Source organism: Nitratireductor sp. ZSWI3, from assembly GCF_024655565.1.
In the GTDB taxonomy this organism is placed as follows: domain Bacteria; phylum Pseudomonadota; class Alphaproteobacteria; order Rhizobiales; family Rhizobiaceae; genus Nitratireductor.
Genome location: NZ_JANKOF010000007.1, coordinates 82368 through 102060, shown reverse-complemented (window position 1 = coordinate 102060; position 19693 = coordinate 82368). Strand labels below are relative to the sequence as shown.

At 66.6% G+C, this 19693-nt stretch carries 19 protein-coding genes and 1 pseudogene; 10 read left to right on the top strand and 10 right to left on the bottom strand.

The window, feature by feature from the left end:
- The 3 genes from NUU27_RS04575 to NUU27_RS04565 form a co-directional block, all read right to left on the bottom strand.
- Positions 1 to 533 (bottom strand): amidase (locus tag NUU27_RS04575; RefSeq protein ID WP_257760880.1); only part of this gene is annotated, 533 nt, incomplete at its 3' end.
- 52 nt (positions 534 to 585) lie between these two features.
- Positions 586 to 873: an Asp-tRNA(Asn)/Glu-tRNA(Gln) amidotransferase subunit GatC gene (gene gatC, locus NUU27_RS04570; RefSeq protein ID WP_257760879.1), complete on the bottom strand. Its 288-nt coding sequence runs from the start codon at positions 871 to 873 to the stop codon at positions 586 to 588.
- A gap of 188 nt (positions 874 to 1061) precedes the next feature.
- Complete coding sequence (locus NUU27_RS04565; protein WP_257760878.1) at positions 1062 to 1769, bottom strand: metal-dependent hydrolase; 708 nt, start codon at positions 1767 to 1769, stop codon at positions 1062 to 1064.
- Positions 1770 to 1893: 124 nt separating this feature from the next.
- Between NUU27_RS04565 and ruvX the strand changes: the two genes are divergently transcribed.
- A complete protein-coding gene (gene ruvX, locus NUU27_RS04560) occupies positions 1894 to 2385 on the top strand; it encodes a Holliday junction resolvase RuvX (protein WP_257760877.1) in 492 nt (163 codons plus the stop codon).
- Here ruvX and NUU27_RS04555 read toward each other — a convergent pair.
- The gene (locus NUU27_RS04555) at positions 2325 to 2663 is read right to left on the bottom strand and encodes a DUF6105 family protein (protein ID WP_257760876.1); all 339 of its coding nucleotides are present in this window, start codon (positions 2661 to 2663) and stop codon (positions 2325 to 2327) included. The genes ruvX and NUU27_RS04555 overlap by 61 nt on opposite strands.
- Positions 2663 to 3199: a hypothetical protein gene (locus tag NUU27_RS04550; protein ID WP_257760875.1), complete on the bottom strand. Its 537-nt coding sequence runs from the start codon at positions 3197 to 3199 to the stop codon at positions 2663 to 2665. Before NUU27_RS04550 ends, NUU27_RS04555 begins: the two co-directional genes overlap by 1 nt.
- Positions 3200 to 3361: 162 nt before the next feature.
- On the opposite strand from NUU27_RS04550, the gene NUU27_RS04545 reads away from it, so the two are divergent.
- On the top strand, positions 3362 to 4300 hold the full coding sequence (locus NUU27_RS04545) for an AEC family transporter (RefSeq protein WP_257760874.1): 939 nt from the start codon (positions 3362 to 3364) through the stop codon (positions 4298 to 4300).
- Here the strand turns inward: NUU27_RS04545 and NUU27_RS04540 are convergent.
- Entirely contained in the window at positions 4282 to 5910 is a 1629-nt protein-coding gene (locus tag NUU27_RS04540) for an acyl-CoA dehydrogenase family protein (RefSeq protein WP_257760873.1), read from the bottom strand. The two genes, NUU27_RS04545 and NUU27_RS04540, sit on opposite strands and share 19 nt — an antisense overlap.
- A gap of 238 nt (positions 5911 to 6148) precedes the next feature.
- Positions 6149 to 6906 (bottom strand): annotated as a pseudogene (locus tag NUU27_RS04535) (IS5 family transposase).
- A 161-nt stretch (positions 6907 to 7067) separates the two neighbouring features.
- On the opposite strand from NUU27_RS04535, the gene NUU27_RS04530 reads away from it, so the two are divergent.
- The 4 genes from NUU27_RS04530 to dprA are packed head-to-tail and all read left to right on the top strand — an operon-like array spanning position 7068 to position 11088.
- Positions 7068 to 8030 (top strand): aspartate carbamoyltransferase catalytic subunit, encoded by a 963-nt coding sequence (locus NUU27_RS04530; RefSeq protein WP_257760872.1) that lies wholly within the window; start codon positions 7068 to 7070, stop codon positions 8028 to 8030.
- Positions 8027 to 9313, top strand: a complete 1287-nt coding sequence (locus NUU27_RS04525) for a dihydroorotase (protein WP_257760871.1) — start codon at positions 8027 to 8029, stop codon at positions 9311 to 9313. Before NUU27_RS04530 ends, NUU27_RS04525 begins: the two co-directional genes overlap by 4 nt.
- A gap of 27 nt (positions 9314 to 9340) precedes the next feature.
- Positions 9341 to 9955 carry a glycerol-3-phosphate 1-O-acyltransferase PlsY gene (gene plsY / locus NUU27_RS04520; protein WP_257760870.1) on the top strand — a complete coding sequence of 205 codons (615 nt, stop codon included), beginning with the start codon at positions 9341 to 9343 and terminating at the stop codon, positions 9953 to 9955.
- Entirely contained in the window at positions 9952 to 11088 is a 1137-nt protein-coding gene (gene dprA / locus NUU27_RS04515) for a DNA-processing protein DprA (protein WP_257760869.1), read from the top strand. The genes plsY and dprA overlap by 4 nt, the downstream gene beginning before the upstream one ends.
- On the opposite strand, the gene NUU27_RS04510 is transcribed toward dprA, so the two are convergent.
- Positions 11050 to 11280: a hypothetical protein gene (locus NUU27_RS04510; RefSeq protein WP_257760868.1), complete on the bottom strand. Its 231-nt coding sequence runs from the start codon at positions 11278 to 11280 to the stop codon at positions 11050 to 11052. The two genes, dprA and NUU27_RS04510, sit on opposite strands and share 39 nt — an antisense overlap.
- A 276-nt stretch (positions 11281 to 11556) precedes the next feature.
- Between NUU27_RS04510 and topA the strand changes: the two genes are divergently transcribed.
- The 4 genes from topA to NUU27_RS04490 are packed head-to-tail and all read left to right on the top strand — an operon-like array spanning position 11557 to position 17670.
- Complete coding sequence (gene topA / locus NUU27_RS04505; RefSeq protein ID WP_257760867.1) at positions 11557 to 14142, top strand: type I DNA topoisomerase; 2586 nt, start codon at positions 11557 to 11559, stop codon at positions 14140 to 14142.
- A gap of 4 nt (positions 14143 to 14146) precedes the next feature.
- A complete protein-coding gene (gene rnr, locus NUU27_RS04500; protein WP_257760866.1) occupies positions 14147 to 16465 on the top strand; it encodes a ribonuclease R in 2319 nt (772 codons plus the stop codon).
- Positions 16465 to 16899, top strand: coding sequence for a DUF983 domain-containing protein (locus NUU27_RS04495; RefSeq protein ID WP_257760865.1), 435 nt, complete (start codon positions 16465 to 16467; stop codon positions 16897 to 16899). Before rnr ends, NUU27_RS04495 begins: the two co-directional genes overlap by 1 nt.
- A 30-nt stretch (positions 16900 to 16929) precedes the next feature.
- Complete coding sequence (locus tag NUU27_RS04490) at positions 16930 to 17670, top strand: NUDIX hydrolase (protein WP_257760885.1); 741 nt, start codon at positions 16930 to 16932, stop codon at positions 17668 to 17670.
- Here the strand turns inward: NUU27_RS04490 and NUU27_RS04485 are convergent.
- Both NUU27_RS04485 and dusA read right to left on the bottom strand, forming a co-directional pair.
- Positions 17662 to 18483 (bottom strand): sulfite exporter TauE/SafE family protein, encoded by an 822-nt coding sequence (locus tag NUU27_RS04485; RefSeq protein WP_257760864.1) that lies wholly within the window; start codon positions 18481 to 18483, stop codon positions 17662 to 17664. The two genes, NUU27_RS04490 and NUU27_RS04485, sit on opposite strands and share 9 nt — an antisense overlap.
- Before the next feature lie 157 nt (positions 18484 to 18640).
- Positions 18641 to 19648, bottom strand: coding sequence for a tRNA dihydrouridine(20/20a) synthase DusA (dusA, locus tag NUU27_RS04480; protein WP_257760863.1), 1008 nt, complete (start codon positions 19646 to 19648; stop codon positions 18641 to 18643).
- Positions 19649 to 19693 lie beyond the last annotated feature (45 nt).

Genomic DNA, 19693 nt, shown 5'->3' with positions numbered 1-19693 from the left:
GTGGCGGTTGCGCCGGCGCACAGGAGCGCGGCGACGGCGGCCGCCGAGCCGCCGGAGGAGCCGCCGGGCACGAGATCGGCGTTCGAACCCTCGGCGCGCCAAGGATTGATCACCGGCCCGTAATAGGAGGTCTCGTTGGAGGAGCCCATGGCGAACTCGTCCATGTTGAGCTTGCCGAGCATCACCGCGCCGTCGGCCCACAGATTGGCCGTCACGGTCGATTCATAGCGCGGCTTGAAGCCGTCTAGGATATGGCTCGCCGCCTGCGTGTGCACGCCCTCGGTGGCGAACAGGTCCTTGATGCCGAGCGGAATGCCTTCCAGCGCCCCGCCCTCGCCCCTGACCAGGCGCGCGTCGCTGTCCCGCGCCATGGCGCGGGCCTTGTCGTGCGTCACCGCGACATAGGCGTTGAGCTTGTCGTTCGCCGCGTCGATCGCCGCCAGATAGGCATCGGTCAGTTCCAGGGCGGAAAAGGCCTTTGCGGCCAGCTTCTGGCGCGCTTCGGCGATGGTCAGTTGCGTGAGCTCGGTCATGGAGATTCCGTTGAGGCCTGGGGCGTATTGTGCGGTGCTTGGGACTGCGGCTCTATTCGACCACTTTCGGCACGACGAAGAAATTGTCTTCCGAGACCGGCGCATTGGCGACGACGTCGTCGGCCTTGCTGCCGTCGGTCACCTGATCGACGCGCTTCTTCATCGCCATCGGAATGACCGAGGTCATCGGCTCGATCCCCGCGACGTCGACCTCGTCCAGTTGCTCGACAAAGCCGAGAATGGCGTTCAGTTCGCCCGTCATGCGCTCTGCGTCGCTTTCGTCGACGGCGATGCGGGCAAGCCGCGCGACGCGCTTCACGGTATCGATGTCCACGGACATGGTGCTCTCCGGCGCTCTGTCTTCTGTCGTTGCGCATTGCGGGGGCCGACCAACAGGATGCCCCGGCGAATGCAATGCTGTTGCGCCACGGCTATAATCGGCAGGCGGGCAGCGCGCAACCGCCAACCCCGCACGCCCTCCCGAATTGCCATGGCATTTTGCAGTCGCAAATGCGGGAAAGCGAGTTGCTAGATCTCGAACGCCTCGCCGATCTTCGGCAGCAGCACCTCGGTCTTCGAGCCCTCGAGCCCGTCGACGAATTTGTCCGCCGTCCGGTCGATCATCGGGAAGGTGCCGAAATGGCAGGGCACGACCTTCTCGAAATGGAAATAGCGCTGGCAGGCAAGGGCCGCCACCGCGCCGCCCATGGTGAAGCGGTCGCCGATGGGCACCAGGCCGACCGCCGGCTGGTGCAATTCGTCGATCAGCGCCATGTCGCCGAAAATGTCCGTATCGCCCATGTGATAGAGCGTCTTGTCCTCGGGGAAATGCAGGACGAGGCCGGCCGGATTGCCGAGATAGGTGTTCCCCCCGCCGCTTGCCGCCGAAGAAGAGGAATGCAGCGCGTTGACGAAGGTGGTGGTGAACCCGCCGCAATCGACCGTGCCGCCGTGGTTACCGGGGTTGATCTTGCCCTCATCGACGCCCTTACCCACCAGGAAGCGGCAGACCTCGAAATTGCCGACCAGCATCGCGCCGGTCTTTTTCAGGATCTCGGCGGCATCGCCGATATGGTCGTCGTGCCCATGGGTCAGGAGTACATGGGTGATGCCCTCTGCCGGCCCTTCCCAGCTTTGGCCCCACGACGGATTGCCGCTCAGGAACGGATCGATCAGGATGCGCGCCGCGCCAGCCTCGACCCGAAAGGCGGAATGGCCGTACCATGTCAGTCTCATGAGAAATCCTCCTGTCTCTTGCGGCTTTTTCCGGACGCACCGAATCCTGGCGGATGTTCGTGCTTTTCCTGTGACCGCGTCACGGATAGAACACCTTTCCTATACTTAAAAGGAGCAGCACGTCTTGTCCGTGATCGATCTGGCGGAACTCCCGGCCCTTCTCGAAGAAGGCCAGACGCTTGCCGGGCTCGACCTCGGCACGAAGACGATCGGGCTGGCAGTCTCCGACCGCGGCCTGTCGCTTGCCAATCCACGGCCGGTGATCCTGAGGCGCAAATTCACTCAGGACGTCGAGGCGCTGTTGGCCTCGTTCGAGCGCGACAATGTCGGCGCGATCGTCATCGGCCTGCCGGTGAACATGGATGGCAGCGAGGGCCCCCGCGCCCAGTCCACCCGTGCGTTCGTGCGCAATCTCGAACGGCTGACGCCGCTGCCGGTCGCCTTCTGGGACGAGCGCATGTCGACGATCGCCGCCGAACGCGCGCTGCTGGAGATGGACGTGTCACGCAGAAAGCGCGCCGAACGCATCGATTCGGCGGCGGCGGCCTTCATTCTTCAGGGCGCGCTCGACAGGTTGCGCGCGCTGGGCGGCGGCACCGCGTCTTCGCCCGCATAGGCGGCGCGCTTCTCCTTCAGCCAGGCCCATAGCGCCTTGCGCCGGCGGAAGGCGACGAGCCCCATCAGCAGGAAGGAATCGAACACGCAGGCCCGCGCCGCGAGCCCGGGAATCGTCTTCGGATCGATCCCCAGGATTTCGCCGTAGAGATTGAAGAACAGGTCGTTCATGTCGCGGCTGAGGAAAGCCAGGCCGAAGTTCATGTCGTGATAGGACAGGCCGTACCAGCCCCAGAACAACCCCATCGGCAGCGCCCAGAAGATCAGGAGGTAGCGCATCAGCGGCCCCTATCGTCGGTTGCCGGAAGGCTCCGGGCCAAGCTCCAGGGAACGACAAGCCGGCCGATCAGCGATCCATGCATGGCATTGCGCGCGCTGGATGTTGCCGGCTGATCGGAAAGCTGGACCACCCGCGTCTCCTGCAGTTTCCAGTCGCGCGTCTCCAGATGAATCACCAGATGACTGACAAGGATTGCCAGGAGCGCCGCCGATTCGGCCTGCCCCGTCAGGTCGCGGCCATGCAGCAACGCGCCTTCGAGGGCCGTTGCGAGCAGGACCACCACTGCGCCGCCGCAAGCCAGCCGCGTCACCTGCTCCGTCTCGACCCGATTGGCCTCGCACTCCAGAAGAGCGGCGATCAGGCTCCAGGCGAACAGCACGGCGACGAGCGCATTGGCGAGGACGAGGCCGAACGCCCCGGCCAGCCACCACGGCGTGCCGACCGCCACCCCGTCCGCAGGCAACGCCGCCCAGGCGGCCGTCGCAAAGGACGTCCCCCAGTAGAGCGACAGTAGAATCGTGAAAATGCGGCTCATCGGCTTCTTTCTCCGAGCGCACACTGGACTTCAACAAAACCCGCCGCAACGCTTACCATTCGTTAAGGTTAATTTTCACAGCGGCGCAATGCAGCGGCATGGGTTTACAGCGATGGGGATGCCGATTACGCACGGGGACCCTTCCCTGCCCGGATACTCCCGATGATCGCCATTTTCGAAAGCATCCTGCCGATCTTCCTCCTGATCGTCGCCGGCAACGCGCTGCGGCATCTGCCGATTGTCGACGACGGGACCTGGCCGGGCCTGGAACAGCTCTGCTACTGGTTCCTCTATCCGGCCCTTCTGTTCATCACGATCCTGAACGCCGATTTCACCAGCCTTCGGCTCGACGCCATGCTGGCCGCGCTGATGATCGCCGTTCTGGCCATGATCGCCTTCGTGCTGGCGCTCTGGCCTGTCCTGAAAACGTCCGGGCTCGTCTCCCACGGCCAGTATTCTTCCGTCTTTCAGACGGCGATCCGCTGGAACGGCTTCATGGCGCTCGCCGTCGCGCAAAAGCTGTTTCCGCCGGAGGGTGCGGCCGTGGTGGCGCTGGTGATGGCGGCGATCATCATACCCGTCAACATCGCCTCGGTGTTCGTCGTCACGCGGTTCGCCGACAGTGCCGCCCCGTGGTCCAGGGTGCTGCGCGACGTGGCGCGCAACCCGCTGATCATCGCGGCCGCCGGCGCCATCGTCCTGCGGCTCACGCCCTTCGGCCTCTATGCGCCGCTCAACCAGACGCTCGATCTGGTGGGGCGGGCCGCCCTCGGCATGGGCCTTTTGACCATCGGCGCCGGGCTCAGGCCGGGCGACCTCGTCAGCGCCGACGGCGCGCTGTGGATCGCGGTTCTGCTGAAGCTCGTCTTCTTTCCGGTGCTGCTGATCTCGATCGCGCTCGCCTTCGGCATCTCAGGTCCGGCGCTCGGATATCTGGCGCTGTGCGCGGCGGTGCCGACGGCGATGAACGGCTACCTGCTCGCCCGCCAGCTCGGCGGCGATGCGCCGCTCTACGCGTCGGCCACCACGATGCAGACGATCCTTGCCTTCTTCACCATCCCGATCGTGCTTCTGATCGTCGGTCAGCTCGCTTCCGGATAGAGCACGTCGATGATGGCCGAGGCGTCGTGGCGGGCATCGAGCATGCCGTAGGTGCCGCGCCACTGGCCGGCAAGGCGCGTCTCGATGAAGGCGTCCGCGACACGGCCCGCCCCCATGCGCCGCAACTCGGCGGCCGCGGCCGCCAGCGCCAGCTGCTCGGTCAGGATGCGCGCCGAGCCCTCGTCGCTCTCGCACACACGGGCCGCTGCGGCGAGCACCTCCAGCGTGGCGTTGCCCTTGTCGCCGAGATCCTTGCCGATCAGGCCGAGCACGTCGTTGAAGAGGCTGGCATTGCGCCCCAGCACGCGCAGCACGTCGAGCGCCATGACGTTGCCTGATCCTTCCCAGATCGCGTTGACGGGCGCCTCGCGATAATGGCGCGCCATGGGCGCCTCCTCCACGTAGCCGTTGCCGCCCAGGCATTCCATCGCCTCGTAGGTGATGGCCGGCGCGAGCTTGCACACCCAGTATTTGACGACCGGTGTCATGACGCGCGCGAACGCGGCCTCGGCGCGGCTGTCGGCGGCCTCGTCGAAGGCGCGCGCAAGGCGCAGCGACAAGGCCGTCGCAGCCGCCACGTCGAGCGCCATGTCGGCCAGCACGCGCTGCATCAGAGGCTGCCCGAACAGCGGCTTGCCGAAGACCTGCCGGTAGCGGGCGTGATGCACGGCCTCGGCCAGGCTGGCGCGCATGATGCCGGCCGAGCCCAGCGCGCAGTCGAGCCGCGTCAGCGTCACCATGTCCATGATCGTGCGGATGCCGGCCCCCGGCTCGCCGACCATTTCGCCCATCGTGCCGTGCAGCTCCACTTCCGAGGAGGCGTTGGAGCGGTTGCCGAGCTTGTCCTTCAGGCGCTGGAACTGCAGGCCGTTGTGGCGGCCGTCCTCCAGAAGACGCGGCACGAGGAAGCAGGACAGGCCGGCCTCCACCTGGGCGAGCACCAGGAAGGCGTCAGACATCGGCGCCGAGAGAAACCATTTGTGGCCGGTCAGCCGGTAGATGCTGCCTTCGACGCGCTCGGCGCGCGTCGTGTTGGCGCGCACGTCGGTGCCGCCCTGCTTTTCGGTCATGCCCATGCCGATGGTGATGCCGGCCTTCTGCGCCAGCGGCTTGTTGGCATGGTCGTATTTGCGGGTCGCCACGCGCGGCGCCCAGCGCCGGAACATGTTGGAATCGGCCATCAGCGCAGCGAGCGCGGCACTGGTCATGGTGAGCGGGCACAAATGCCCGCATTCGAGCTGCGCGGTCAGATAGAAGCGCGCCGCGCGCGCCTGGTGGCGCATGCCGCTTTCGGCCTCGCCCGTCTCCCAGATCGAGGAATGCAGACCGTTCGCCGCCGAGCGGCGCATGAGCGCGTGATAGGCCGGGTGATATTCGACGAAGTCAGCGCGTCGGCCGTATCGGTCATGGGTCTTGAGCTGCGGCGTCTCGGTGTTGGCGAGCCGCGCCAGATCCAGCGCCTCGCCGGTCCGAACGAAACGGCCGAACGCATCGAGTTCCTTGCGGACCGTTTCCGAAAGGCGTTCGCCGGCCTGCATCAGCAACGGATCGCTGCGCCAGGCATTGGTGCCGGTGATGGGCGGCGGCTGGTTGGTCACTTCATGCGTCACGGCTTCACTCTACCACTCGATCGGGGATGCGTCAGGAATCAACACAGCCTTTTGCCCTTCATACTGGCAAGTCAGACATTGCCAATCCATGAAAATCAATCTGCGGCGGCGAGGGGCGCTATAGCATTTTGCAGTCAGGTGGAATCACCTGACGTCCGCATAAATGCGGAAAAACAAAAAGATAGAGCGTCCTTTGTGCGTCCGAAAGGACGCACGGCGCTCTAGGACGAATCCACATTCAGCGGAGCCATAGAGCGATAGCTGCGATGTGGACGAAAGCGAGGTAGTACTCGGCGCGCCGGTCGTATCGGGTTGCGAAGCGGCGGAAGTGCTTGAGCCTGTTGAAGCATCGTTCGATGCGGTTGCGCAGCCTGTAGACGGTTTGGTCGTGCGGGATCGGAGCCTTGCGGGAGCGTGTGGAAGGGATGACCGCTTCGGCGTTCATGTTGGCGATGGCTTGGCGCAAGTCATTGTTGTCGTAGGCTCTGTCGGCCAGCACGGCTTCGGCCTTGAAGCCTTCGAGCAGGGCCTTTGCGGTGAGATTGTCGTGCCGCTGGCCGGCGGTGAGCATGAAGCGCAGCGGCCGGCCGAATGTGTCGCAGACCATATGGACCTTGGTGGTCAGTCCGCCTCGGGAACGCCCCAGCGCCTGAGTTTTGGCCCCCCTTTTCCGCTTGCTGCCTGCTGGTGGACGCGCACCAGGGTGGTATCGAGCATCAGATATTTGTTATCGCGATCCTTGATCAGTTCGGCGAAAACCTTCTCCCACACCCCGGCCTTGGCCCAGCGGGTGAAACGGGCATGTACGCTCTTCCACTTGCCGTAGCGTTCCGGCAGGTGCTGCCAGTAGGCGCCGGAGCGCAGAACCCACAAAACGCCGTTCACGAACAGACGGTTATCAGTGCCGCTGCGACCCGGATCGCCAACCTTGCCGGGTAGCAAAGGCGCTATCCGAGCCCACTGCGCCTCGCTCAGTTCATAGCGCTTCACGCCCATCAATCCGCTCCGAATCATCAAATCCGGAACGCATTGATTCAGCCAAACCCTTCAAAGGGAATCCTGAATGTGGATTGGTCCTAGTTTGCGGGGGATGAGCCGGCGCATCGCGAAAGGCCGCTTGCAGGCGGCCCCTGCCCGGCCTATAGCAGCCTCTTGATATGACAGACGCGCCCTTTCCGCTTTATCCGCACCGCCACCTGCTCGGCATCAAGGGTCTTTCGCCCGTGGACATCGAGACGCTGCTCGACCGGGCCGATGCCGCCGTCGCCATTTCCAGGCAACAGGAAAAAAAGACGGCGACGCTGCGTGGCCGCACGCAGATCAACCTCTTCTACGAAGCCTCGACACGCACCCAGTCCTCCTTCGAGCTCGCCGGTAAGAGGCTCGGCGCGGACGTGATGAACATGTCGGTCGCCAGCTCTTCCACCAAGAAGGGCGAAACGCTGCTCGACACGGCGATCACGCTCAACGCCATGCGGCCCGACATCCTGGTCATTCGCCATTCGGCCGCCGGCGCCGCCGCGCTGCTGGCGCAGAAAGTGTCCTGCTCGGTGGTCAATGCCGGCGACGGCGCGCATGAGCATCCGACCCAGGCGCTGCTCGACGCGCTCACCATCCGCCGCGCCAAGGGCCGCATCGGCGGGCTGGTCGTGGCGATCTGCGGCGACATCCTGCATTCGCGCGTGGCGCGCTCCAACATCGTGCTGCTCAATGCGCTCGGAGCGCAGGTGCGCGTCGTCGCGCCGTCGACGCTCCTGCCCTCCGGCATCGGCCAGATGGGCGTCGAACCGTTCACGCGCATGGACGAGGGATTGAAGGGCGCCGACATCGTCATGATGCTGCGCCTGCAGCGCGAGCGCATGGCCGGCTCGCTCGTTCCCTCGGTGCGCGAATATTTCCGTCTCTACGGACTCGATTCGGAAAAGCTGAAGGTCGCCAGGGACGACGTGCTGGTCATGCATCCCGGCCCGATGAACCGCGGGGTCGAGATTTCCTCCGAAATCGCCGACGGTCCGCAAAGCCTGATCCAGGAGCAGGTGGAGATGGGCGTCGCCGTGCGCATGGCGGTGATGGAGGCGCTGCTCGACCCACGCCGCAACGCCGAGGGAGGCGCGGCATGAGCGCGACCGTCTTCCAGAACGCCCGCATCGTCGACCCTTCGCGCGGGCTGGACGAGCGCGGCACGGTGATCGTCAAGGCCGGCAGGATCCTCGCCGCCGGCGCCGATGCCGACAACCAGGGCGCGCCGGAGGGGGCGGCCGTGGTGGATTGCGGCGGACATGCGCTCCTGCCGGGCCTGATCGACGCCCGCGTCTTCATCGGCGAGCCCGGCGCCGAGCATCGCGAGACCATCGCCTCGGCGGGCCGCGCAGCGGCGGCCGGCGGCGTCACCTCGCTGGTCATGATGCCCGACACGAACCCGGTCATCGACGATGTCGCGCTGGTGGAGTTCGTGCTGCGCACGGCGCGCGAGACGGCGAGCGTCAACGTCTTCCCCTCGGCGGCCGTCACCAAGGGCTTCGCAGGCCGCGAGCTCAGCGAGTTCGGCCTGCTGCAGGACGCCGGCGCGGTGATGCTGACGGAGGGCCGGCACACGATCGCCAGCCCGCTCACCATGCGCCGCGCGCTCACCTATGCGCGCGACCTCGGCATCGCCATCGCCCATGAGACGCAGGATCCGGACCTTGCCTCCTCCGGCGTCATGAACGAGGGCCTGTTCGCGAGCTGGCTCGGCCTGCCGGGCATCCCGCGCGAGGCCGAGGCCATTCCGCTCGCCCGCGACCTGATGCTGGCGAAGCTGACGGGCGGGCGCTACCACGCGGCCAAGATCTCGACCGCCATGTCGGCCGAGGCGGTCGCCCGCGCCAAGAACGACGGCGCCAGCGTCAGCGCCGGCGTCTCGATCAACCACCTTTCGCTGAACGAGAACGACATCGGCGACTACCGCACCTTCTTCCGCCTGTCGCCGCCGCTGCGCGCCGAGGAGGACCGGCTCGCCATGGTCGAGGCGCTGAGGACCGGCGCCGTCGACATCATCGTCTCCTCGCACGATCCCCAGGACGTCGACACCAAGCGGCTGCCATTCGCCGAAGCGGAGGCCGGCGCCATCGGCCTCGAGACGCTGCTGGCGGCGGCACTGCGCCTCCATCACAATGGCGACGTGCCCCTTCTGCGCCTGATCGAATGCCTGTCGACGGCTCCGGCGCGGCTGTTCGGCCTGCCCGGCGGCACGCTGAAGCCCGGGGCTCCCGCGGACCTCGTTCTGGTCGACCTCGACGCGCCCTGGCTGGTGCGCGAGGCCGATATCCGCTCCTTGTCCAAGAACACCTGTTTCGAAGGCGCGCGCATGCAGGGACGGGTCTTGCAAACCGTGGTTGCCGGCCGCACAGTGTTTTCCGGTTGATACGCTGAAAGCCAGGGGGAGAGCTGGATGCCAGATCCCATCAGTTGGCAGCTTGCCCTGCCCTATCTCATCGCTGCGCTGCTCTTCGGCTATCTTCTCGGGTCGATCCCGTTCGGGCTGATCATCACGCGCGCGGCCGGCCTCGGCGACGTGCGCAAGATCGGCTCCGGCAATATCGGCGCTACCAACGTGCTGCGCACCGGCAACAAGGGGCTTGCGGCGCTGACCCTCCTGCTCGACGCGCTGAAGGGCACGGCGGCCGTCCTGCTGGCCGGGCTCTACGGTCCCGACCAGGCAGTGGCCGCCGGCCTCGGCGCCTTTCTCGGCCACCTGTTCCCGGTCTGGCTCGGCTTTCGCGGCGGCAAGGGCGTCGCCACCTATCTCGGCGTCCTGATCGGCCTCGCCTGGCCCGGAGCGCTGATCTTCGCCCTCACCTGGCTCGCCGTCGCATTTGCCACGCGCTACTCATCTCTGTCGGCGCTCGTCGCCGCCGTCGTCGTGCCGATCGGCCTCTACTGGCTCGGCCATGTGCAAGCGGCCGAGCTCTTTGTCCTGATGAGCCTCATCGTCTTCATCAAGCACCGGGCCAATATCGCCCGGCTCCTGGCCGGCACCGAGACGCGCATCGGGAGCAAGGGGTGAGCACGCCCCAGGCCGGCGAGCGGCGCCTCAGCGACCGCCAGCGCCTCGCCTGGCTCAGGCTGCTGCGCAGCGAGAATGTCGGCCCGGCGACGTTCCGCGACCTGATCAATCATTTCGGCTCGGCCGAGACGGCGCTCGAAATGCTGCCTGAGCTCGCCCTGCGCGGCGGCGCGAAGCGGCGCCTCGTGGCCGCCTCGCAGGACGATGCCGAGCGCGAGATGGCGCAGGCGGCTCGTTTCGGCGCCCGTTTCGTCGCCGTCGGAGAACCCGACTATCCCCCCCTGATGCGGCAGATGGACCAGCCGCCGCCCCTGATCGCCATGAAGGGCCGGCTGGAGGTCGCACAGCAGCCCGTCATCGCCATCGTCGGGGCCCGCAACGCCTCGCTCGCCGGCATCAAGATGGCACGCCTGCTCGCCGGCGAGCTCGGCCGTGCCGGCTATGCGGTCGCCTCGGGCCTGGCGCGCGGCATCGACGCGGCAGCCCATACGGGCAGTCTGGAGACCGGCACCATCGCCGCCCTGGCCGGCGGCCTCGACAGGCCTTATCCGCCGGAGAATGACGGGCTCTACGCGCAGATCGCCGAGCGCGGCGTGCTCGTCAGCGAAATGCCCTTCGGCTGGACGCCGCGGGCGCGCGATTTTCCGCGGCGCAACCGGCTGGTCGCCGGCCTGTGTTACGGGCTCGTGGTGGTCGAGGCGGCGCGGCGCTCCGGCTCGCTGATCAGCGCCCGGCTCGCCACCGAGATGGGCCGCCTGGTGTTCGCCGTTCCCGGCTCGCCGCTCGATCCGCGCGCCGCCGGCACCAACGGGCTGTTGAAGGATGGAGCCACGCTGGTCACCGAGACGGCGGACATCCTGTCGGAAGTGGCGCCGCTGATCGGAGCGCTGCCACAGCCCGCCCGGCGCTTCGATGAACCCGAGAGCCTGTCCGGCGCCCCGCCGCCGAGCGACGCCGACCGCGACCGCGTGGTCGAGGCTCTCGGGCCGACGCCCGTGACGGTGGACGAGATTATCCGCCACACCGGCCTGCACGCTGCACAGGCCCTTACCATTCTTCTGGAGCTCGACCTCGCCGGTCGCCTCGAGCGCCATTCAGGAGGCGCGGTTTCCCTTGTTGCCGGTGATCGCTGACGCGTGCCGCTCCTCGTCCAGGCGATGGGAACGCTGGCCGCGAATGATGTCGCTGGCCTCCACATAGGCCATCTCGACGAGATAGGCGAGCATGTCGCAACGTTCCGCCAGCGCCATGGTTCGCAATTGACCGAGCATCGCCTGCATATAATCAAGCGTGTCGGTCCGCCTCCTGCCGTAATGCTCGCCCATCCGCCGGCACTCCCTTCAGCGCGCGGTTCCCCTGGCTGTTGCCCTGCTCCCCAGCATTCTCCTTTATGGACCCATTGACAGTATACATACCATTATAAACAAATAAACCGCGAATTTGCGCTAAACACAGCGGAGTCGGGAAATCAGGCCTGGAGAAGACGAAATTCCCATTGGCCCTTGACCGAACGGTAAAGCACGGCCATGTGACGAGGCTGGATTCGTCAATAATGCGTGGCGTCTGACTGGTCAGGCACATGCGGGGATATTTTAGAGCTAATGGATCTCGTTATCGTCGAGTCGCCGGCCAAGGCGAAAACCATCAACAAATATCTGGGTGGGAACTACAAGGTGCTCGCCTCGTTCGGACATGTGCGCGACCTGCCGGCAAAGGACGGCTCGGTGCGCCCCGACGAGGATTTCGCCATGTCCTGGGCCGTGGATACGCCTTCGTCCAAGCGTTTGAGCGACATCGCCAAGGCGATGAAGGATGCCGACGCCCTGATCCTTGCGACCGACCCCGACCGTGAAGGCGAGGCGATTTCCTGGCATGTGCTGGAGGTCTTGAAGCAAAAGCGCGCGCTGAAGGACAAGCCGGTGCGCCGCGTCGTCTTCAATGCCATCACCAAGAAGGCGGTGCTCGACGCGATGGCCAAGCCGCGCGAGGTCGATGCGCCGCTGGTCGATGCCTATCTCGCCCGCCGCGCGCTCGACTATCTGGTCGGCTTCACCCTGTCGCCCGTGCTCTGGCGCAAGCTGCCCGGCGCCCGTTCGGCCGGCCGCGTGCAATCGGTGGCGCTGCGCCTGGTCTGCGACCGCGAGGCTGAGATCGAGCGCTTCGTCCGCGAAGAATACTGGCAGATCGCCGCCCAGCTCGCCACGCCGCGCCAGGAGGCTTTCGAGGCGCGCCTGACGGCGCTCGACGGCAGGAAGCTGCAGAAGCTCGACATCAAGACCCGGGACGAGGCCGAAGGCATCAAGGCGATGCTCGAGGGCGCCAGCTTCAAGACCCTGTCGGTGGAGGCCAAGCCGACACGGCGCAATCCGGCGCCGCCCTTCACCACCTCGACGCTGCAGCAGGCCGCCTCCTCGCGCCTCGGCTTCGGTGCCTCGCGCACCATGCAGGTGGCGCAGAAGCTCTATGAAGGCGTCGACATCGGCGGCGAGACGGCCGGTCTCATCACCTACATGCGTACCGACGGCGTGCAGATGGCGCCCGAAGCGCTCGACCAGGCCCGCGCGGCGATCGGCGCCGAGTTCGGCGACCGGTTCCTGCCGGAGAAGCCGCGTTTCTACTCCGTCAAGGCCAAGAACGCCCAGGAGGCGCATGAGGCGATCCGGCCAACCGATTTCTCGCGCACGCCCGACAAGGTGCGCAGATATCTCGACCCCGACCAGGCCCGCCTCTACGAGATCATCTGGAAGCGCGCCATCGCCAGCCAGATGGAGGCGGCTGAGATCGAGCGCACGACGGTGGAGATCGAGGCCGTCAACGGCGCCCGCCACGCGAATCTGCGCGCCGTCGGCTCGGTGATCCGCTTCGAAGGCTTCCTGGCCGCCTATGGCGTCGACAAGGACGAGAATTCCGAGGACGAGGAAAGCCGCCGCCTGCCGCAGATTCTCGAAGGCGAGACGCAGAGCTGCCAGGCGATCGAGGCCACCCAGCATTCGACGGAGCCGCCGCCGCGCTATTCGGAAGCCTCGCTGATCAAGAAGATGGAAGAGCTCGGCATCGGCCGCCCCTCCACCTATGCGGCGACGCTGAAGACGCTCGAGGACCGCGACTATGTGACGATCGACAAGCGCCGTCTGGTGCCGCAGGCCAAGGGCCGGCTCGTCACGGCGTTTCTCGAAAACTTCTTCGAGCGCTACGTCGAATACGATTTCACCGCCGATCTCGAAGAGAAGCTCGACAAGATCTCCGACGGCCAGCTCTCCTGGAAGGACGTGCTGCGCGACTTCTGGGCCGATTTCTCCGGCCATGTGGACGAGATCAAGGAGCTGCGCGTCACGGACGTGCTCAACGCGCTCAACGAGGAACTTGCGCCGCTCGCCTTCCCCGCCCGCGAGGACGGTAGCGATCCGCGCGTCTGCCCGCGCTGCGGCACCGGCCGGCTGTCGCTGAAGCTCGGTCGGCACGGCGCCTTCGTCGGCTGCTCGAACTATCCCGAATGCGGCTACACCCGCCAGTTCGGCGAAGGCAACGGCGAAGACGGCGAGAACGGGCTCGACGGCGACAAGGTGCTCGGCAAGGATCCGCATACCGGCGAGGAGATCACGCTGCGCTCCGGCCGCTTCGGCCCCTATGTGCAGCGCGGCGAAGGCAAGGAGGCCAAGCGCGCCAGCCTGCCCAAGGGCTGGACGCCCGAGACGACGGACATCGAGAAGGCGCTGGCGCTTCTGTCGCTGCCGCGCGCCATCGGCCAGCATCCCGAGACCGGCAAGATGATCTCCGCCGGCATCGGGCGCTACGGGCCGTTCCTGCTGCACGACGGCGGCTACGCCAATCTGGAGACGGTCGAGGACGTGTTCTCGATCGGCCTCAACCGCGCGGTGACGGTGATCGCCGAGAAGAAGGCCAAGGGCGCCAACGGCCGCGGCAGGTCGACGCCTGCGGCGCTCAACGAACTGGGCGACCATCCCGACGGCGGCAAGGTGACGGTGCGCGACGGGCGCTACGGCCCCTATGTCAATCACGGAAAGGTCAACGCCACGCTGCCCAAGGGCAAGGATCCCATGCAGGTCACGCTCGAGGAGGCCCTGGAGCTGATCGCGGCGAAGGCGGGCAAGGGCGGCAAGAAGTCGGCCAAGGCGAAGAAACCCGCTACGACCAAGAAAAAAGCACCGGCCAAGAAGAAGGAATAACGCCTTGGCGCGCAGGATATCCGGCAGCAAGTCACCCCGCTCCGCCAAGGCATCCGGCGCGAAAGCTTCAAACGAGGCGGGCTTGCCCTCGCGCGAGGCGGTCCTTCAGTTCATCCGGGAAAATCCCGACCGGACCGCGAAGCGGGACATCGCCAAGGCGTTCGGCCTGAAGGGCGGCGACCGCATCTGGCTGAAGGACATGCTGCGCGCGCTGCAGGAAGAAGGGCTTTTGAAGAAGAGCCGCAAGCGGCTGATGCGGCCGGGACAGCTTCCTCACGTGGTCGTGCTAGACATCTTCTCGCGCGATGCCGGCGGCGCGCTGATCGCGCGGCCAGCCGAAAAGGACGATCAAGACGAGGGCGAAGGCCCCCTGCCCCTGGTCGAGATTCGCAGCCAGAAGAGCGGCCGCGCCGCCGGCATCGGCGATCGGGTGCTGGCCCGCGTCTTCCCCAATGAGGGCGATGCCGGACCGGCCTATACGGGCCGCGTCATGAAGGTCTTCGAGAAGCGCCGGCAGAGCGTGCTCGGCGTCTTCCGCAAGGCGAAGGACGGCACCTTCCGCATCGAGCCCATCGAGCGCACGCAACGCGAGCTGACGATCGGGGCGGAGGCGCGCGGCGACGCTCAGGACGGCGATCTGGTCGAGGTCGAACCGGTCTCCGCCGGCCGTTACGGCCCGGCGCGCGGCAAGGTCGTCTCCGTGATCGGTTCGCTGGCCAGCGAGAAGGCGGTCTCGATGATCGCCATCCATGCCCACGAGATTCCGCACATCTTTCCCGCCGCCGTCCTCGAAGAGGCCGAAGCGGCAACACCCGTGGACCTGTCGGGCCGCGAGGACTGGCGGGACTGGCCGCTGATCACCATCGATCCGGCCGACGCCAAGGATCACGACGATGCCGTCATGGCCGAGCCCGATCCGGACGAGAAGAACCCGGGCGGCTTCATCGCAACGGTCGCCATCGCCGACGTGGCCCATTATGTGCGCGCCGGCTCCGCGCTCGACCGGGAAGCGCTGAAGCGCGGCAACTCGGTCTACTTCCCCGACCGGGTCGTGCCGATGCTGCCCGAGCGCATCTCCAACGACCTGTGCTCGCTGCGTGAGGGTGAGGCGCGCCCGGCGCTTGCCGTGCGGATGCGCTTCACCGCCGATGGCCGCAAGCTCGGCCACAGCTTCCACCGCGTCATGATGCGCTCGGTCGCAAAGCTCTCCTACCAGCAGGCGCAGGCGGCCATAAACGGCAATCCGGACGACAAGACCGGGCCGTTGCTCGAACCGGTCTTGCAACCGCTATGGGATGCCTATGCGGCGCTCAGGCGCGGCCGCGAAGCGCGTCAGCCGCTCGAGCTCGACCTGCCGGAACGCAAGATCCTGCTCAAGGAGGACGGCACCGTCGACCGGGTCGTCGTGCCGCCCCGGCTCGACGCGCACAAGCTGATCGAGGAGTTCATGGTGCAGGCCAACGTGGCCGCCGCCGAGACGCTGGAGACCAAGCGCCAGCCGCTCGTCTACCGCGTACACGACGCCCCGTCGCTGGCCAAGCAGGAGGCGCTGCGCGAGTTCCTGCGCAGCTTCGAGATCTCGCTGGCGCGCGGTGCGCAGCTGAAGCCTTCGCAGTTCAACGCCATCCTTGCCCGGGTGCGCGACACCGAGCATGAGCAACTGGTCAACGAGGTGGTCCTGCGCTCCCAGAGCCAGGCCGTCTACGCGCCGGAGAATCTTGGCCATTTCGGCCTCAACCTGCGCCGTTACGCCCATTTCACCTCGCCGATCCGCCGCTATGCCGACCTGATCGTCCATCGCGCGCTGATCGCCGCCCTCGGTTTCGGCAAGGACGGGTTGAGACCCGACGAGGAGGCGCGGCTCGAGGAGATCTCGGCTCTCATCTCGGCCACGGAGCGGCGCGCCATGGCCGCCGAGCGCGACACGATCGACAGGCTCGTCGCCGAGCATCTGTCAGGCCGTGTCGACGAGGACTTCGAGGCGCGCATCTCCGGTGTCGCCAAGGCGGGGCTTTTTGTCCAATTGCCCGACTACGGCGCCGATGGCTTTATCCCCATATCCACGGTGGGAGACGAGTACTATATCTACGACGAGGCTCGCCACGCGCTGGTCGGTGAGCGCAGCGGCAAGGGCTTTCAACTCGGCGACAGCGTTTCGGTGCGACTCGTCGAGGTCGCACCGCTGGCCGGCGCCATGCACTTCGAAATGTTGAGTGAACCCGATCGGCTTCCCGGATCGATGAAGTCGTTTCACAAGGTCAAGGGCGCACGCGGGCGCGGCCGATCGAACGGTCAGCGCCCGGCGGGCCGCAGGAGAAGGTGATGGAAGAACAGATTTTCGGCGGAGCGAGCGCCGCAAAGCGTCCCGAGCGTCCGGTTATCGAGGCGATGAAGCGCGGCTTTCTCGGCCGCTGCCCGCATTGCGGCCAAGGCCGGTTGTTTCGCGCCTTCCTGAAGACCGCCGACCAGTGCCAGGTCTGCGGCGAGGAATTCCATCATCACCGCGCCGACGACCTGCCGGCCTATCTCGTCGTGTTCATCGTCGGCCATATCGTGGTCGGCGGCTTCATGGGGATGGAGGCCATGACCGACTGGCCTGGCTGGCTGCATCTGGCGATCTGGGTGCCCATCACGCTGATCATGGCGCTCGCCCTGATCGGGCCGATCAAGGGAGCGGTGGTGGGCCTGCAATGGGCCTACTACATGCACGGCTTCGGCGGCGAAGACGATGCGCTCGAAACCCATCCCGAGGCATAGGAACGGCCGATGAACGACAGCCCCAACCGGATGGACGGCCTGGACCGCGCGGCGGTCGACAAGGCGGAATCCAAGGATTTCGCCCTCGGCGGCAAGCCGATGCGGCCGCGCGACGCGGCGACGCTGATCCTGCTCGATCGCGCCGGCGGCCATGTTCGCGTCCTGATGGGGCGCCGCCATCGCGGCCACGCTTTCATGCCCGGCCGCTTCGTCTTTCCGGGCGGGCGCACCGATCCGGCCGATAGCCGCGTGCCGGTGGCCAGCGCGCTGCATCCGGACGAGGAGAGGAAGCTGATCGGCACCGGCACGCGGGCGACGGCCGCCCGTGCCCGCGCGATCGCCATGTCGGCGATCCGCGAGACCTACGAGGAAGCGGGACTGTTGATCGGCGAGAAGGGCGATTTCTCGACCCGCGCCAGGGATTGGCAAGGGTTTGCCGAACATGGCGTGCGGCCGTCGCTGGCCTGTCTCCGCTTCATCGCCCGCGCCATCACCCCACCCGGCCGCGTGCGCCGTTTCGACACGCGTTTTCTCGCCGCCTGGCGCGACGACGTGGCCGTCGAACTTGCCGATGGCGGTCCGACGAACGAGCTCGAGGAGCTGGTCTGGCTGTCGATCGACGAGGCCAGGGAGACCGAAGTTCCACTCATCACCCGCACGGTGCTGGACGATCTGCAGCAGCGCCTTGCGAGTGACCCGGAGCTTTCGCCCGGCGCTCCGGTTCCCTTTTACGCGATGCGCCGCGACCGCTTCGAGCGCCAGCTAATATAGGCTCCAGGCAAAGCGCACCGCCACGAGGATCAGGAAAAGGCCGAAGGCGAGTTCGAGCTTGCGCTTGTCGAGCGCGTGCGCGAGCTGGACGCCGTAAGGGGCGACGAGGAGCGTGATCGGCACGATCAGCAGCACGGCGATCCAGTTGATGTAGCCGCTCGAGGCGATCGGCAGCAGCGGGTCGCCCCAGCCCGCCCAGATATAGCCGATCAGCCCGGGAACGGAGATCAGCACGCCGACGCCCGACGAGGTCGCCACGGCCTGATGCATGGGACGGCCGTAGAGGGTCATGAAGGTGTTGTTCATGACGCCGCCGCCGATGCCCATCAGCGTCGAGAAGAAGCCGATCAGCACGCCGACGACGGAGCGCACCGGATTGGCCGGCACGACGGTCCCGAGCCGCCAGCGGTCGCGGTTGAACAGCAGCCGCAGGCTGACGAGGAAGGCGATCCCGGCAAAGATCGCCCGCAGGCCCTCGCTCGACACATGGGCCGCCACCAGCGCGGCGAGGACGACGCCTGCAGGCACGGCGAGAACGAAGCTGCGCAGAATGTCCATATCGACTGCGCCGCGCAGATAATGGGCGCGGAACGAGCGCAACGAGGTGGGCACGATGATCGCCAGCGACGTGCCGACGGACAGATGCATGCGCACCGCCTCGTCGACGCCGAAAAGGCCGAAGACCTGGTAGAAGACCGGCACCAGAACGGCGCCGCCGCCGATGCCGAACAGTCCGGCCATGAACCCGGCCACGATACCTGCCCCCGCCAGTGCGAGAGCGAACAGGGCGATCTCCCCCATCGGTAGGTCCATCAAGATCCCCTCGCCGCCGTCGCGGCCGGCCCATCAAACGAGACAGGCTTGGATGCTGCGAATCGCTCGCGCAGACATGACGCGCCAGCGATGGTCCCTTACCGCGCCCCCCGCCGGCGAGGCAAACGGCCACGGCGGCCGGGCGGATGGCCCAGCTTCACGCCGCGTCGCGCGAAAGCGAGAGATCGACCGCCGCGAAGGCGGCCAGCAGCACTTCAGGCCCCGCATCCCTGCGGGTCGCGTCGCTGGAGAGGATCTGCCGGTAGCGGCGGGCGCCGGCAAAGCCGTGGAACAGGCCGACCATGTGGCGCGTGACCTGCGCGAGCCTGCCGCCGGCGGCGATGTGGCGTTCGGCGTAAGCGGCCATCGTGTCGATCAGCGCCGTATAATCGATAGGCTCGGCGGCCGCGCCCGTCACCAGCCCGTCGGCCTCGGCGAGGATTGCGGGCGTGTGGTAGGCCGCCCGCCCGAGCATCACGCCATCCATGTGCCGCAGATGTGCCGCCGCCTCCAGGATCGAACCGATCCCGCCATTGATGCCGATGAAGCGATCGGGATTGCCGGCCTTGAGCCGATAGACGCGATCGTAGTCCAGCGGCGGGATGTCGCGGTTCTCCTTGGGGCTCAGCCCCTGCAGCCAGGCCTTGCGCGCATGCACCCACAGCCCATCCGCACCGGCTTTCCAGACGGCGTCGGCCAGGGCATCGAGCGCTTGTTCGGCATCCTGATCGTCGACGCCGATGCGGCACTTGACCGTGACGGGCACCGACACGCTTTCCTTCATGGCGGCGACGCAGGCCCCCACCCGTTCCGGCTCCTTCATCAGGCAGGCGCCGAACGCGCCGGACTGCACGCGGTCCGAGGGGCAGCCGACATTGAGGTTGATCTCGTCATACCCGAAGGCCGCGCCGATGGCTGCCGCCTGCGCGAGCTTTGCCGGGTCCGACCCGCCAAGCTGCAGCGCGACCGGGTGCTCCGTGCCGTCATAGCCGAGCAGGCGCTCGCGATCGCCATGGATGACCGCATCCGCCACGACCATCTCCGTGTAGAGCAGCGCCTCACGCGTCAACTGGCGGTGAAAGAACCGGCAATGCCTGTCCGTCCAGTCCATCATCGGGGCGACGGAGAAGATTTTTCTCTTATTTTTCAGTTCATTATACTGCATATCTACCAGATGAGGTCACAACGCCATGCCCTCAAATACGATCAA

Bases quoted from the DNA above. Each gene is read 5' to 3' on its own strand.
- gatC (WP_257760879.1), bottom strand. From the start codon at position 873: ATGTCCGTGGACATCGATACCGTGAAGCGCGTCGCGCGGCTTGCCCGC.
- NUU27_RS04565 (WP_257760878.1), bottom strand. From the start codon at position 1,769: ATGAGACTGACATGGTACGGCCATTCCGCCTTTCGGGTCGAGGCTGGC.
- NUU27_RS04555 (WP_257760876.1), bottom strand. From the start codon at position 2,663: ATGCGCTACCTCCTGATCTTCTGGGCGCTGCCGATGGGGTTGTTCTGG.
- NUU27_RS04550 (WP_257760875.1), bottom strand. From the start codon at position 3,199: ATGAGCCGCATTTTCACGATTCTACTGTCGCTCTACTGGGGGACGTCC.
- NUU27_RS04545 (WP_257760874.1), top strand. From the start codon at position 3,362: ATGATCGCCATTTTCGAAAGCATCCTGCCGATCTTCCTCCTGATCGTC.
- NUU27_RS04530 (WP_257760872.1), top strand. From the start codon at position 7,068: ATGACAGACGCGCCCTTTCCGCTTTATCCGCACCGCCACCTGCTCGGC.
- NUU27_RS04525 (WP_257760871.1), top strand. From the start codon at position 8,027: ATGAGCGCGACCGTCTTCCAGAACGCCCGCATCGTCGACCCTTCGCGC.
- plsY (WP_257760870.1), top strand. From the start codon at position 9,341: ATGCCAGATCCCATCAGTTGGCAGCTTGCCCTGCCCTATCTCATCGCT.
- NUU27_RS04510 (WP_257760868.1), bottom strand. From the start codon at position 11,280: ATGGGCGAGCATTACGGCAGGAGGCGGACCGACACGCTTGATTATATG.
- topA (WP_257760867.1), top strand. From the start codon at position 11,557: ATGGATCTCGTTATCGTCGAGTCGCCGGCCAAGGCGAAAACCATCAAC.
- NUU27_RS04495 (WP_257760865.1), top strand. From the start codon at position 16,465: ATGGAAGAACAGATTTTCGGCGGAGCGAGCGCCGCAAAGCGTCCCGAG.
- NUU27_RS04490 (WP_257760885.1), top strand. From the start codon at position 16,930: ATGGACGGCCTGGACCGCGCGGCGGTCGACAAGGCGGAATCCAAGGAT.
- NUU27_RS04485 (WP_257760864.1), bottom strand. From the start codon at position 18,483: ATGGACCTACCGATGGGGGAGATCGCCCTGTTCGCTCTCGCACTGGCG.
- dusA (WP_257760863.1), bottom strand. From the start codon at position 19,648: ATGCAGTATAATGAACTGAAAAATAAGAGAAAAATCTTCTCCGTCGCC.